A 14614-nucleotide genomic window follows, 5' to 3' on the forward strand; every position below is an offset into this window, starting at 1 on the left:
GCAAGAGGCTATAACGGGGCTTCAAATCACCCCGGTACAGGCTCTTGCACGGTTATCATAAGGGGAATAAATGCCTTCATATTACCATCTATCCGCAGGGAGGGAACATGAGCAATGTCACCTTTTGTGTTAACGTTATGTGGCAAATCGTGTACACAGACTCAGGCAGCATCTTTTTTCTTGAACATATTGTAGACCGAGCTGAACACCCCGAACAGAATGCCCGTTAATGGGAAGACGATCCAGTTGATCTCCCACTGGTCGAACACGAAACCGCTGACCAGAAAAACACAGGTAACCAGCGGCCAGATAATAGCGGCAACCGCACCGACAATCCGATCCTCCTCCTTCTTCTCCTCCTGCTTCTCCTCACTGAAATCGCCGGTCTTCAGCAGTCTCTGATAAGCCCCCCGGATATTCCCGTAATACACGAAGAGGAAAACGGCTACAGCCACTATAATCAATAGAACAGTTACCCCGTAGGAAATGTATTCATCTCCAAACGCGGAAGATACAAAGATGGCAATCGGCGACAATACGCATAAACAAACACCCATGATAAGCGACAGCGTATAGGTGGCGGCAAAAGCGGACTGTCTCTGCTCAATATACGCCTCCAGCGGATACGGCAGACTGAAACCCGACTCCATGTATTTGTATTTCTCCATCTTCGTACCGCTGTAGATAAATAATGCGATAGCCGGACCGAGCAGCAGTAACAGGGGGATCAGCCCGATCATGCTCATAGCATCTTCAGAGAATACATTTCCCATGAACCCGTTCTCCCCCAGACCTGAGATCAGGATAAGCAGAGCAGCACCCAGCATAATTAGCCCAACGCCCCAGCCTATGAGCAGACCGGATCTTTTTTTTGCAGAGATAAATCCCTCTACAGCAAGCTCATCCAGCATGGGCAGCATAGATAAACCTTCCTCCTTACGAACCTCTCCAAGCCCCAGCTCACTGACCAGCTCATCAATGTTGCCGAATTCGGAAATGACGATGCCCACCGCCTCATTCTCCGACTTCCCTTCATGCTTCAGTTCATAGTATTTCTCCTCCATGTTGCCAAGCAGCTCCTGCTTCAGCATCACCATCTGTTCCGTTCTGGGCAGAGATGCGAACATATTGTTCAAATATACAATGATGGTATCCAAGTTCCTCACAGCTCCTTTATGAATTTGTTGATAACTTCCTGCGTGATCTGCCATTCCTCGCATTTGGCCCGGTAGTAGGCAAGACCCTGCGGAGTGATGCGGTAGTAGGTGCGTCTTTTGCCAAACGTCTCATCCAGATAAAAAGAATCAATATAACCGTTCTTCTCCAGCCGCGTGAATGCCGAATAGAGTGTGGTTTCCTTCATAATGTATTTCTCTTCCGATAGCTTCCGTATGTTCTTGGAAATCTCATAGCCGTAAGACTCCCCGTCCAGAAGCATGTAGAGGATCATCGTGTCGTTGTATCCCCTAATCACATCACTGCTGATCAATTGCCTGCCTCCTATACTTCATCTGTCGTAGTAATTAAATTCAGTGTAGCACAATTACTACGACAGATGAAGTAGTGTTTATGATGAATGGAGAATTATTTTTAAAAGCGGGTTTATGGGCGTTATCCGTGCATCGAGCTGTTAGCAAGAACAGCAGGATTGACAGACAAATGTTTCTTTTATATGATTTATTTATCGCTCGATAAATAAACGATTGGAAATGATCACAATGGCAGCAAAGGAAGATAAGAAGCAAAAAATTATGGAAAGTGCCTTGACCTTATTTGCAGAATATGACTACTACAGGACAACCACTGCTATGGTAGCTAAAGCCGCGGGAGTTACGCAGCCCTACATCTTTCATTTTTTTGACAACAAAGAAGACTTATATATAGCTGTGTTAAAACGTGCATATGATCGGATTCATAACACTTTTATGGAAGTCGAGGCACCTGCTGATCAGCTGGTTGGCGCGATGGGCGCCAGTTTTTTCAAATTAATGGAGACACACCGTTCCGAAGTACTGATGGTCATGCAGGCTTACACCATATCTGAAGCGGGGATCAAACAACATTCTGCTAAGCTCTATACGACTATTTTTGACGAAGTGACTGCCAAATTCCAGAAAGCCGGGGTACCTGATTCGGAAGGAAATGCAATCCGTTTTATGAGCATAGGGCTGCTAGTCACGTTATCCGAGGTACTTGATCTGTCAGAAATAAAACAATCCATACTGATGACTAAAGAATGAAGTAAATGCAAGCAGCAAACGGATAAATCTTATCTGTTACTGCTTGCAATTATTTTGGATAATTATTTATTAATCGATAAATAAATAAAGGAGTGAGCTAACCTTGCATACTATGTTGACCGAATTGATGACATCTGCCGTATCTATTTTCAAGCGTGAAAAAGGGCTCGTTGTGCTTGGAGGGCTCGGGTTTGTTATTGCGGGATGTGCTGCTGTCTTTATGTTCTTTCAAGGAGCAGTTGTTCTACCGGAGGGTAATATAGAAAATGTATTCTCATTTGCAGCAGCCTTAGGAATTTTTCTGTTATCTATTGCTGCGATCTTACCCTTTGCAGGCTTTACCGCTCGCATGAGAAAAGTCATTCGCCGGCTTTTTATTGTTGCTGCTTCATACAGCTATGTAATTGAAACCCTGCAGAATTTCCGGGGCTTCAATCCCCGTTTCTCTAAAGCCGGCGGCCTAGTGGATACCCTTGGGGGAGCTTTATTTGGCGTCGTATCTCTTTCTTTTGTCATCGGGGGTATCCTGCTGGCTGTCCAATTTCTGAAAATGAAGGCTCCCTTATCGCGCCCTGTACTAATCAACGGTATCCGTTATGCCTTGCTGGCGGTATTTATAGCTAATCTGGCCGGACTGATCATGATGAGCTTACAAGGCCGTTTTACCGGAGCTGGAGGCAATTATATTGTACTACATGGAATTGGCCTCCATTCGCTCCAAACCCTGCTGTTACCCGCCTGGCTGCTGGAACATTCGAATCTAGGGTCCGGCAAACAGCGTCTGCTCCTGCATACAGGTTGTATAGCTTGGCTGATTGCCATTTTGGTAATAGCCGTTCAGACCAGTCTTGGCCGTTCTATGTTTGAGATTAGCTTGTTCCCGATATTTGCCCTCCTCTGTTTACTGGTTTGGCTGCTCACTGTCATTTCGGCTCTAATGTCGCGGGTGAGAAGGATATGATATATATTGAGTAAGGTTTTACAAAAGGTGAGTGTTTGGGCTTAATACAGCCCCCGACCCCTGCACATTGTGTTCGGTTTTTCGCCTACACTAAGCATATTTCCGCCACAGCAAAAAGCAGACTGCCCCGGCAGCCTGCTTCGGCGTGATACCTTTAATCGCGGTACCTATCCATTAGTTCACAGCAAGTACGATCATTCCTATTCCTGCAGTGGTTAAAGTACCTCTCTCCAACCGTCCAATATGCGCTTCGCCGAATATAATGTCCCATTCGCCCAGTTCGGGCAGCATCAGGGTTGCACCTTCGGGGTTGGCATTGTACAGAACGTACAGATGCTCCGCAGAATCTCCTCCGGCATGATCGCGGAGCGTAAAGGCCACCGCCTGCGCCGGTGCCTCTTCGAACACCAGATGGTCACGGATCTCATCGGCGGTACGCATCCGGAAGGCGGGATGAGCGGCACGCAGTGCGATCAGCTGCTTCATGTATGCTACAGATCCGGCATGTTCCGCGCAGCGTTCCCAGTCCAGCCAGTTCACTTCCACTGGCGATTTATAGCTGTTCTCCACACCGTCCTTGGTCCGCAGGAACTCCTGCCCGGCATGAATGAACGGTATCCCCTGACTCGTCAGCACCATAGCCGAGGCCAGATGGTGCATAGCGCGGCGCTGTCCGTCTTCCACTCCTGCCGTAGACAAGACCAGCTTATCCCACAGTGTATGATTGTCGTGGCACTCCACGAAGTTCACACACTGCTGCGGCTCCTGGGCGTATTGCCCGAGGCCGGGCCCGTAGTAGATCGCTCCGGCAATGCCTGCCTTCACATTGCGTTCGAAGCCGAACCCGCCGCTGATGAAGCCCTTCTGGTCATGCAGGAATATATTACCCTTCACTGCATCGCGGAAGCCGTCATTGAAGTGGCCAATGCCCGGCATCTGATTGGCCTGGCACTGGTTGGCCCGAAGGTCCTCGGCCAGCTCCGTGTCCATCACCCAGCCTTCGCCTATCGTTATAATCGAAGGGTCCAGATCATCCAGACGACGGCGGATCTCGTTCATAGTCCCTACATCATGAAGACCCATCAGATCGAAGCGGAAGCCGTCGATATGGTATTCCCTGGCCCAGTACAGCACGGACTCAACGATGAAGCGGGACATCATCCTCCGCTCGGAAGCAGTATCATTCCCGCAGCCTGAGCCGTTCGACAACCGCCCGTCCTGCTTATACCGCAGATAATAGCCGGGAACCAGCTTGGTGAAGTTCACCCGGAAGCCGTCATAGACATGGTTGTAGACCACATCCATAATGACACGCAGGCCGCGGTCATGCAGCGCCTGAATCATTGTCTTCAGCTCCCGGATGCGCAGGCCCGGAACATACGGATCTGATGCATAAGAGCCTTCAGGAGCATTGTAATTCTTGGGGTCATATCCCCAGTTATAATGAGGCTCATCCAGGCGTGTCTCATCCACACTCTCTGTCGCATAATCATAGATGGGCAGCAGCTGCACATGGGTAACACCCAGACTGGCAATATGGTCAAGCCCTGTCGCAATTCCTTCTGGGCCGCGGGTCCCCGCTTCCACCAAACCCAGGTACTGCCCTTTGTGCTTAATCCCGCTGGCAGGATGAACCGATAAGTCACGCAGATGAAGCTCATAGATCACCGCATCCACCGGGTCCGCAAGCGGCGGCTTATCCTGCGTCCAGCGCGCGGGATCGGTCTTGCGCAGATCCAGTATAGCCCCTCTGTCCCCGTTCACGCCGATCGCGCGGGCGTACGGGTCCACCGCTTCATCCCATAGCTCCCCGATACGCACCCTGTAGGTGTAGAACATTCCATCCAGATCGCCCGGAACGCTGAGTCTCCAGGTTCCCCGGACGTCTCGCACCATGGGTATCTGCCGCTGTGCAGCATCCTTCCAGGATGGATAGAGCACCAGCTCCGCTTCCTGGGCTGTCGGGGCCCACAGACAGAACGCGGAGCCGGACGCCGAATAGGTTAGGCCAAGATCCTCTCCGTCATAGCTGAACAGCTCATCGAAATTCCGGTCGAAGACGGAGATTCCGCTGGTAGCCGCCGGGTCCCCGTAATCAATCGGTTCCTTCATTTCCTTCTGTACTGACAAGGCATACCGCCTCCTTTACCCTTAACTAAATATACGGCAGGGCTCCTGGGATTTATACAATTCCTCTTTTCTCTATTTGAAATTTTATCCTAACCGCCAACTTTGTGCAAACGTTTGAATCACACTCTGCAAGTGGAAACGACTTTTCCGTCCTTTTAAAGGACGGTAACGTTTCAGCGAGAAATAGAAGGATAAGTTATCCTGTGCAACATATAAATTCTATATTTCAAAAAGGCCGGGACACAAGAAATATCCTGCCCCGGCCCGGCCATGATCTTGAAGCAGACTGTAGCTCATCAGATTTAAATGCATGAGAAATTATTTTAACTAATTGCTTGTTGAGGCTTTACTGGGCCAAAATTAGGTTGCAAGGGGTAGGCTTAATTGTAATTTGTACAACTAAATCGCCCTATGTGCCGCTTAATCAACGTTTAGTTGTATTTCCTGCAATTAAAATCCCTCTATACCTGGATTTTCGCCCATTCGGGCAAATTTAGTTGTACAGACTACAATTAGAAGAGGGATTCTACCCGTTTCAGTGTTTTTAGTTGCATAGAATACATTTATCTCTGATATGGTTCGCTACGAACTGAATGCCTGCCTCTTTACTCCAAGGAGTTCTTTACTTGCTAAAGGTGGCTTCCTTCCAGAATAGGAGTTGCCCGTCTGTCACGGCACATCTGGCGATTCCGGCAGATTGAGCGAAACCATTGTAAGTATTTTTTTATTCGCGGAATAGGTGATCTGCCGTTCTCTGCCCGGCGTATAACCGCCGCCAGGATGTTGCACCCCGTTGTCATGGACAATCAGCTTACAGGAGCCGTCCTCCTCAGCCTCATAACCGATTCCCAGCACCCAATGATAGTCATACGCATATCTTCCGCGCCAGCGGAAGCTGAACCACTTGTCGAATTTGAGCGCGACCGGACGCCCGGCATCAATCTCGGCCCGGTAGCGACCGATATCATTGAACACGGATACGTTAATCAGGTCGGAGCGGTTACTTAAAGGCGGCAGGGCTGCGCCGATGTACGCCCGGAGGCCTCTGACAAAGCTGCGTGCGCTCATGCCCCAGGGCGTCCCGCCATGATGGGTGTAGATGTAATTGATATGCGCGGCCATGGAATCAAAATGACGGATACCCGGAATAAACGTCCGGCCCATTTGCGAATGCCAATATTCCAGGAGGGCCGCCATGGTCGCCGGCCCGCAGGCTGAGGAAGGCGAGGCTACGCCTGTCTCCCACTGTGTATACGCCTTCGCCTTCAATCGCTCACCAGAAGGCCTCCGGCTCATAGGGATACCCTATGGCTGCAACGCTCCAGCACCCGGTCAATCTCGGCAGCCAGGAACGGTTTGCTGACAAAGTCATCCATGCCCGCCGCATAGCAGCGCTCCCGGTCCTCTTTTCTGGCATACGCTGTCACAGCTGCAATATACGGCTGATGCGGGGCAGGCGCCTGCTCGCGGATTCTGGCCGTTGCCGTAAGCCCGCTCATCCCCGGCATCTGTACATCCATGAATACCAGATCATACCGCTCACGGAGCACTGCCTGCACCGCCGCTTCGCCATGATCGACCAGATCGGCGGCATAGCCTCTTTTGTCCAGCATAGTCACCAGCAGCTTCTGATTCACCGGATGATCCTCCGCCACCAAGATACGTAGAGGCCCGAATTCAGCAGCGGATTCGCCTTTTTCCGGGATGCTACTATGTTCAGAGACCGGCGCCGGATCAGAGACAATCACCGTATCCTCCCAGCCGCCTTCCGGCTCCAGCTCCATATCTACAGGCAGGATGAAATAGAAATTCGAACCTTCCCCGACTACGCTATCCACAGTAATGGCACCGCCCATCAGCTCCACCAGCTTTTTGCAGATGGCCAGCCCCAGTCCGGTTCCCCCATACTTGCGGTTAATGGACGGGTGCAGCTGCGAGAAGGACTGGAACAACAGCGGCTGCTTCTCAGAAGGGATTCCTATCCCTGTATCGGCCACGCTGAATTTGAGCGTCAGCTTCTTGCGCTCCCTGCTATATTCTCTGCTGAGCAGAATGGAGACCTGTCCCGTCTCGGTGAATTTCACGGCATTGCTGACGAGATTCACCAGCACCTGGCGCAGCCGGGCCGCATCTCCCATGATCAGCTCCGGCACATCCGCAGCCATGCGGCAGGACAGCTCAATATTCTTTTCACGGGCCTTCGGCATGAACAGCTCCGTGATATTGTCGAGTAATTCCACCAGACTTACCGGCTCGTGGGTAAGCGTCATTTTACCAGCTTCGATTTTGCTGAAATCCAGAATTTCATTAAGAATATATAGCAGGGATGCACTGCTCTCGCTGATAATCTGGGCATACCCCCGCTGTTCTTCCGTCAATTCCGTCTCACTTAGCAGATCGGTCATGCCCATAATTCCGTTCATCGGTGTACGCAGCTCATGGCTCATGATGGCGAGAAATTCCGATTTGGCCTGGTCCGCCTTCTCCGCCAGCTCCTTGGCTCTGATAATCTCCTTCTCCCCGGTAATGTCACGGAAGACAACAACCGCTCCCTTGCGCTCACCCTTGTCGAACAGTGGGGTTACCTGGTACTCGGCCAGGAAGCTGGAGCCGTCCTTACGCCACAGCACCGCATCCAGGCTCTGATGAGCTTCTCCTGCCCGGACTGCCCGCATCAGCGGAGACTCCTCCGGCCGGTAATGGTTGCCGTCAAGCGCGGTCTGCTGGATGGGGTCCAGGTAAGGATGCCCGGTAATCTCATCACATTCGAAGCCCAGCATATGCGCCCCCGCAGGATTAATAAAGGTGACCCGCCCCTCGTTGTCCAGACCAAATATTCCTTCGGACACGGCATTGAGAATCAGGGTATAATCATTGCTCAGCTTCTCAATCTGCTCCGTGTACCTGATATGATCCGTAATGTCGCGGGAGATCCCATATACCCCAACCACCTGATGATCCACAACTATTGGAATATTAATCGTATTGATCTCCACCGGATGCCCGTCTTTGTGGATCAGCGTCAGATCATAGCTCTGCGGCTCCCCCTGGCTGGCCAGGGTGAAATGATGCAGCGTCTTCTGGATATCCTTCTCAGCCACCAGCGGTCCAAAATAATTCCCCAGCAGCTCCTCCAGCGAGTAGCCGCTCAGCTTCTCCAGATTGGCATTCGCCGTCAGATAATCGCCCTGCAGATTCATGGAATATACCGCCGCAGGATTATACTCGAACAGGGATTTGTAGCGTTGCTCACTCTCCTGCAGCTTCGATTCGAATTGCTTGCGTTCAGTAATGTCACGGCCTACGGCAATAATCTCTGTCTTCCGGCCCTGCGCGTCAAAAATATACCGGCTGTTCGTTTCAAACCAGACATAGGTACCGTTCTTGTGGCGGTAGCGGTAGGAGGCCGGCGGAATCAATCCCGAATCCACGCTCTCCGCCATCTGATTCAGAATCATCTCCAGATCATCAGGATGCAGGTAATCGTAGGCACTGGTGCCGATCATCTCCTCAGGCTCATAACCGAGCAGCGAACGGCTGGCCGGTGAGCAATACAGGAAGATACTGTCCTTAATCGCATGGCGCGAGATCAGGTCGAGAGAGTTCTCCGACATCAGCCGGAAATTCCGTTCACTCTCCCGCAGCTGCTCCTCCATATGCATACGCTCCGTAATATCCTGCATCATACCGAACAGCTGGGCTGGCTGGCCCTCCGGTCCCAGGATGACATCCCACTGGACATGCACCATCAGGACCTCCCCATCCGGCAAAATCATCCGGTAAGCCGTATTCCCCGGCTCCCCTAGTCCCATAGCCCGTTCTACGGCCTCCTGCAGAATCCGGACATCTTCCGGATGGACCAGTGCCAGGAAGGCCTCCTGATTCACTTGGCCTGTCTCCACACTATATTGCAGAATACGCCGCAGTTCGTCGGAGAACGTGATTCTGCCCTTCACCAGATCCCAGCCCCATGAGCCTATTCGCGCCACCCGCTGCGCGGACGCAAGGGCCTCCTCGCTGTGCTTGCGCCGGGTGACGTTACGGCCAATCCCCATAATCCGTGTGATTTCACCCTTATCGCCGCGGACCACATGGAAGGATGTCTCGAACCATAGATAATGGCCCTCCTTATGGCGCAGGCGGCGACTGGAGATATTGTTCTTCAGCAGGCTGCCGGAGCTGTTGATTGCTTCAACATCCTCCAGGTGATAGAATTCGGCGCGGTTCCTGCCGACGATCTCCTCCGGATGGTATCCGATCTGGGAATAGGAGGACGGCGATATGAAGGTTATCGTCCCGTCGGGCAGGGAGAAGGAGATCATGCTCTGATCGTCTTTTATGAATAAATTGTACAGATCGCGGCTGTCTACGGTCAGCTGGTCAGCAATTTTGCGGTCTGTTACATCCTGTGCATATACAATAACGGTCCGGCCGGAAGGCTCCTCTTGGGCCGGAATGAAGGTCAGGACGAGCCAGAACGGCTGCCCGTCAATGCCGGAGAACCGCTGCTCCACCTGTAGAGGCTGTCCCTGCCGCTGTGCAAGCTCTGTCCCGATTCGCTGAATAGAGAATTCTTCCTGCAGGTCCCGGCCGGCCCCCGATAGAGTCCCTGAGAGAAATTCAGGCTCAGTGCAGCCCAGCATATTGCAAAAAGCAGGATTAATCTTCATCCATCTGCCTCCTTCCGGAGACAATACAGCCATCCCCACCGGAGATAACTGGAAGGCTTGATCGAGAATGCTGTTATTCCTAGCCAGGTTATCCATCACCTAAGGCCTCCTTCATCTTGGGGCTGGCTCTTCTGCTGACCCTCTGTTGTGCTTCACTTGACGTTCTTCCTTCACAGTATACGATAAGACCGTCACGGAATGAAATGAAGGTCCTCCCCTTGATTCGCATAAGTTAAATTGATAATATTGACAAAATTAAGATATTATATCTATAATAAAAAACAAAACTATCTTCGTGACTCATTACGCCGGAAGCACCCGTAATAGAGGCCTGTTGGCCTTTACTGCGGGTGCTTTCTTTGTGTTCCGGGACATGAAGACAAGCGGAGGAATGTTAATGAACAATCTGTATAAGCCAAGTTGTCTGCTGCTGTCCCTCTTGATTGCCCTTGCCCTAAGCTTCCCGGCCGGTCCGGCTTCGGCAGCGGCGACGGTGATTACCTCATCGGTTCAGGCTTCCTTTGACCTGACTGCTGCTAGGGCGGACAGCACTGCCCGCACCCGGATGAAGAGCCAGTTCACAGAGCTGACCACCCTGTCTGCTGGGTATGACAGCCGGGAGGTGCAGATCAGGACGCTCCATGATCAGAATACAGAGGCGTTGAATGCAGTCCGGGAGTCCATCAAGAATATGGACCAGGCCTCCATCACCAAGCTGAGCGCTGCCGTCAGCAGTGCCAAGCAGCGTTATCAGCCGCTGTTCGATCAATACAGCGCGCTGAACAAGCGGATCTCCCTGCTCAAGGGACTGAAGGACAAGACACTGAACTCCGTCCTGAAGGCCCAGTCGGAAGCCATGAAGCTGCTGGTCCAGATTGCCCGCCAGGAGATCCGCGACAAGGAAGCGCTGCTCAAGGCCGCCAAGGATACCCGTACCCGCCGAATGGCCGCTGCCCGTAAGACCCTGGCGGGCATTGACAGACCGCAAAGCTTAATCAAATCACAGAAAAGCGCAGTCTCTGCCCTGAACAAGCGGCTAACGGCAGATTGGAGTGACTTCAAAGCGGCTATCCGCAAGCAGAATCCGGCTCTGGCCGGACAATCCTTATCTTCTATGGTCGCCGGGTACAAGCAGATCGCGGCGGGGAAGCTGAAGATCCTGGAGTATGAGCAGACGATTGCCGGAGTCATTGCAGCTACTCTTAGACAGACAGGCAACTAGACCGCAGAAGGCCGTTCCCCACTTGCTCCTGTGACTTCTGCACGCCTGAACGCATATGTTAGGTTAAGAACCCTATCTACTATGCAGCGGGAGGAGCAGCCACAATGCACATCTGCATGATTGCACCGGAGCAGTTCACGGTTCCCGGGGACGGCTCTGTGGAGATTTGCATCTGGAATATCGCGCGCAGGCTGACCAAGAGACACAAGGTAACCATTGTGAGCCGCAGAGCCGCCGGGCTTCCTGACACGGATGAGCTCGAGCAGGTCCAGTTCATCCGGCTGCCCTCAGGCACCCCTTCCCGGTACCGCAGCTCCGTTCTTACATTCCTGGAAGCCTCAGAGCCGTTCGATCTTATTCAGATCGACAACCGGCCGCGGCTGGCGGCGGCTGTGAAGCGGCAGTACCCCGGCACTCCGGTGATGATATTCCTTCACTCTCTCACATTCGTGCCGCAGGAGCCCGGCATCGCCCGTTGCCTGGCCCTGGCCGATGCCGTCACGGCCAACAGCAGCTCCCTGGAGCAGCGGCTTATCCGGAGGTTCCCCCGCATCCGCAGCAAGCTTCGCGTGGTTCCTCTGGGAGCAGACCTGTCGCGCTTCACTCCTGCATCTGCGCAGGAGAAGGCGCGCCTGCGCACGCTGCATGGTCTTGGCCCCGGCTTCACGGTCCTGTTCGTAGGCCGGGTCATTCCGCGCAAGGGAGTGCCTGTGCTGCTCCGGGCCATGCACCGCCTGAATCGGCATATGCCCGCACGGCTGCTGATCGCAGGCAAGGGGAAGCCGCCGTATCTCCGGCAGCTGAGAGCCCTTGCCCGGCGGCTGGGCGTACAGGTGTCATTTCTTGGCAATATTCCCCATGAGGATATCCACAGTATGTATCAGGCTGCCGACTGCTTTATCTGCCCCTCCCAGCAGCATGAAGCCTTCGGGCTGGTGAATGTGGAGGCGATGGCCTCGGGGCTGCCGGTGATCGCCTCCAGCAACGGTGGAATCCGGGAGATTATCGATTCGGGCCGTAACGGCTATCTGGTGAAGCAGTACAGGAACCCTGCTGCTTTTGCCAGCCGTATGCTGCAGATCGGCCGCAATCCGGACCTTGCCGCAAGGATCGGACTGCAGGGAAGAAGCGATGCGCTGCAGATGTATGAGTGGCAGCATACCGCAGAGCTGCTGGAGAACATTTATCTGAAGCTGGTTCCTTCACGTTAACCAGAGGAATCATCCTTCTAGAAGGCTCCTCCGGTTAAATAAGGGGCACAACACTTTACCTTGAAATACTTTCCTGGCGGACGGACAGCGCCGAACTGTAAGTCCAGTCAGGATACGACAATGTGTAATACGGATTTTGTGATCCTTCTCGCAGGATGCAGCCGGAGTTAATAATATACTACACGTGTAAGCGTTGCCATTAAACAAATGCACTATACAGTAAGCCACCGAGATATTGGCAACCCCCTACAACCTATTATTCGCTGTAGAAAGGGTGCATCGTTATGTTAATGATCAAAGCTATCGTAAGACCTGAGAAAGCGGATGAAGTGATGGCCGAATTGCTGCTGGCCGGCTTCCCCTCCATCAGCAAGATGGATCTGCTCGGGCGCGGCAAGCAAAAGGGCATTCAGGTCGGAACCAACCATTACAATCAAATCTCCAAGAAGCTGCTGATGATCGTCATTCAGGATGAAGACAAGGATGACGTCATCAGCATTATTATGCGTACGGCCAGATCCGGTGAGCATGGCTCCTTCGGCGACGGCAAAATCTTTGTCCTGCCTGTACAGGAGGTCTTCACCATCAGCAACGGCAAGAACCAGCTATAGAGAAAGAAAATCTTAGCCCTGCTATATTGACGCATACAAGTGGAAACGGCTTTGCCGTCCTTTTACAGGACGGTACCGTTTCGGCGTGAAATAGAAGGATAAAGTATAGCGTGAAACCTATACATTCTTATATTTCCATGAAAGAGGCAGCAAAGCATCCCCCCGCTCTCCGTCTTCACGGACGACCGGGGACTGCCTTGCTGCCTTTATGAATTCCTGGTCTTGCGATGATCAGATCAGCTGGATCACGGTAAGTCCCAGCCCGACCACAAAGCCGCAGACGGCCCCGTTGACACGAATCCACTGCAGATCCTTGCCGACCTTCTCCTCCAGCATATTCACCAGAGCGGCATCGTCCATCTGATCGAGGTTCTCCTTTACCAGTTGCCCGATCCGGTAATGATTAGCTTCCACGAAGGAGATCAGTGTACCGCGAATCCGGTCCTCTGTTGTCTGAATCCATTCCTTCTCCTGGCTAACCCGCCGGACCAGCGCGGCATACAGCGAGAACAGCCTGCGCCCGCCCCGGCCCCGGTCCTCTTCCAGCAGCGTAACCGCCTTGCCGCGCAGCCCTTGCAGCTGCTGTAGTACAAATGCGGCAGCGGCTTCCCCTTGAAGCTCATTCAGCGCCCAATTCTTCAGTGAGGCAATCCGTTCTTCATCGCTCAGCAGCTGGAACAGAGCCACGCGGATCTCCCGGATGACCTCCTCCCGGTAAGGGCTGTCCTCTTCCTTAAAGTCACGGATCGTAGACTGCACCATACCCTGAAGCATTTCCCCCAGCATATCAGCATCCACGAACCCGACGAAGGCCTGGAAGGCCATTCCCTTCAGTCCGCCAAGCTTCACCTCGGCCAGCTTCTCACTGGCGATCTTGCCCAGCATGGCCCGCGTCTCCGGGCGTCCGCTCCAGGCGGAGATCCCCTCCAGCGCAAAATCAAGGGCTGCAATATCCTTGCCCTCATTCATCAGGCTGGTGGCTATGGTATCTGCTGCGACTCCGAGCTTAGCTTCACGCAGATAGCTTGCTGCTGCCGATTGAATATACGGAACAGCCTGCTCTACCGGAAGCCGCAGCACGAAGCCCTTCAGCTGCTCCAGCACTTCCTGCCGCGCTTTCTTTCTGGAGAAGAACCGGGTCAGTACGCCAGCTACAAGCGAGACTATATTGAAGGTGCGCAGCTTATTCTCAATGCTCTCCTTGTTCAACAGCTCATTCTCCATCGCAGAGATCAGGGACTGGATCAGCTTATCCCGGTTCTTCAGTAGCAGCGAGGTATGCGGAATTCTAAGGCCCAGCGGATGGCGGAATAGCGCTGTCACAGCAAACCAGTCGGCGATTCCTCCGACCAGACCTGCCTCGAAGCCGCCTCTCAGCAGAATAACTGCCAGATTCTCCGGCAGAAACAAGGTGAACAGAAAGCCGCAGGCCATAATAGCGAGAGAGATCGTAGCTAAATTTCTGGATTTCATCAGTATCTTTTCCCCCTTACATAGCGACCCCATGCCGCTTGCATCCCGGTCATCGTCCCTTACACATGCAGAAGACGAACCAGGCTGTCAGGTTAC

Annotated in this window: 11 protein-coding genes; 5 read left to right on the top strand and 6 right to left on the bottom strand. The window is 52.8% G+C overall.

Going from position 1 to position 14614, the window contains the following annotated elements; all coding sequences use genetic code 11:
* Positions 1-161: 161 nt before the first annotated feature.
* On the bottom strand, positions 162-1157 hold the full coding sequence (locus tag C173_RS07065; RefSeq protein ID WP_036723567.1) for a permease prefix domain 1-containing protein: 996 nt from the start codon (positions 1155-1157) through the stop codon (positions 162-164).
* Between the two features lie 5 nt (positions 1158-1162).
* The gene (locus C173_RS07070) at positions 1163-1489 is read right to left on the bottom strand and encodes a PadR family transcriptional regulator (RefSeq protein ID WP_036723569.1); all 327 of its coding nucleotides are present in this window, start codon (positions 1487-1489) and stop codon (positions 1163-1165) included.
* A gap of 229 nt (positions 1490-1718) precedes the next feature.
* On the opposite strand from C173_RS07070, the gene C173_RS07075 reads away from it, so the two are divergent.
* Complete coding sequence (locus C173_RS07075) at positions 1719-2240, top strand: TetR/AcrR family transcriptional regulator (RefSeq protein ID WP_036723570.1); 522 nt, start codon at positions 1719-1721, stop codon at positions 2238-2240.
* Between the two features lie 112 nt (positions 2241-2352).
* Entirely contained in the window at positions 2353-3201 is an 849-nt protein-coding gene (locus C173_RS07080; protein ID WP_036723688.1) for a hypothetical protein, read from the top strand.
* A 174-nt stretch (positions 3202-3375) separates the two neighbouring features.
* Here the strand turns inward: C173_RS07080 and pulA are convergent, their stop codons facing one another.
* The 3 genes from pulA to C173_RS07095 form a co-directional block, all read right to left on the bottom strand.
* Positions 3376-5331, bottom strand: coding sequence for a type I pullulanase (pulA, locus tag C173_RS07085; RefSeq protein ID WP_036723571.1), 1956 nt, complete (start codon positions 5329-5331; stop codon positions 3376-3378).
* A gap of 669 nt (positions 5332-6000) precedes the next feature.
* A complete protein-coding gene (locus tag C173_RS32730; RefSeq protein ID WP_081751057.1) occupies positions 6001-6627 on the bottom strand; it encodes a C39 family peptidase in 627 nt (208 codons plus the stop codon).
* Positions 6624-10097 carry a PAS domain S-box protein gene (locus tag C173_RS07095; protein ID WP_063830888.1) on the bottom strand — a complete coding sequence of 1158 codons (3474 nt, stop codon included), beginning with the start codon at positions 10095-10097 and terminating at the stop codon, positions 6624-6626. The genes C173_RS32730 and C173_RS07095 overlap by 4 nt, the downstream gene beginning before the upstream one ends.
* A gap of 301 nt (positions 10098-10398) precedes the next feature.
* On the opposite strand from C173_RS07095, the gene C173_RS07100 reads away from it, so the two are divergent.
* From C173_RS07100 to C173_RS07110, 3 genes are all read left to right on the top strand, one after another.
* The gene (locus C173_RS07100; RefSeq protein WP_155991323.1) at positions 10399-11223 is read left to right on the top strand and encodes a hypothetical protein; all 825 of its coding nucleotides are present in this window, start codon (positions 10399-10401) and stop codon (positions 11221-11223) included.
* 104 nt (positions 11224-11327) lie between these two features.
* A complete protein-coding gene (locus C173_RS07105) occupies positions 11328-12434 on the top strand; it encodes a glycosyltransferase family 4 protein (protein ID WP_036723573.1) in 1107 nt (368 codons plus the stop codon).
* A gap of 284 nt (positions 12435-12718) precedes the next feature.
* Complete coding sequence (locus tag C173_RS07110) at positions 12719-13045, top strand: P-II family nitrogen regulator (RefSeq protein WP_036723574.1); 327 nt, start codon at positions 12719-12721, stop codon at positions 13043-13045.
* A 231-nt stretch (positions 13046-13276) separates the two neighbouring features.
* On the opposite strand, the gene C173_RS07115 is transcribed toward C173_RS07110, so the two are convergent.
* Entirely contained in the window at positions 13277-14518 is a 1242-nt protein-coding gene (locus C173_RS07115; RefSeq protein WP_036723575.1) for a DUF445 domain-containing protein, read from the bottom strand.
* Positions 14519-14614 lie beyond the last annotated feature (96 nt).

The organism is Paenibacillus sp. FSL R7-277, from assembly GCF_000517965.1.
In the GTDB taxonomy this organism is placed as follows: domain Bacteria; phylum Bacillota; class Bacilli; order Paenibacillales; family Paenibacillaceae; genus Paenibacillus_AQ; species Paenibacillus_AQ silagei.

Excerpts from the sequence above, each read along its gene's own strand:
- C173_RS07075 (WP_036723570.1), top strand. The coding sequence starts at position 1,719 with ATGGCAGCAAAGGAAGATAAGAAGCAAAAAATTATGGAAAGTGCCTTG.
- C173_RS07080 (WP_036723688.1), top strand. The coding sequence starts at position 2,353 with ATGTTGACCGAATTGATGACATCTGCCGTATCTATTTTCAAGCGTGAA.
- C173_RS32730 (WP_081751057.1), bottom strand. The coding sequence starts at position 6,627 with ATGAGCCGGAGGCCTTCTGGTGAGCGATTGAAGGCGAAGGCGTATACA.
- C173_RS07095 (WP_063830888.1), bottom strand. The coding sequence starts at position 10,097 with ATGGATAACCTGGCTAGGAATAACAGCATTCTCGATCAAGCCTTCCAG.
- C173_RS07100 (WP_155991323.1), top strand. The coding sequence starts at position 10,399 with ATGAACAATCTGTATAAGCCAAGTTGTCTGCTGCTGTCCCTCTTGATT.
- C173_RS07105 (WP_036723573.1), top strand. The coding sequence starts at position 11,328 with ATGCACATCTGCATGATTGCACCGGAGCAGTTCACGGTTCCCGGGGAC.
- C173_RS07110 (WP_036723574.1), top strand. The coding sequence starts at position 12,719 with ATGTTAATGATCAAAGCTATCGTAAGACCTGAGAAAGCGGATGAAGTG.
- C173_RS07115 (WP_036723575.1), bottom strand. The coding sequence starts at position 14,518 with ATGAAATCCAGAAATTTAGCTACGATCTCTCTCGCTATTATGGCCTGC.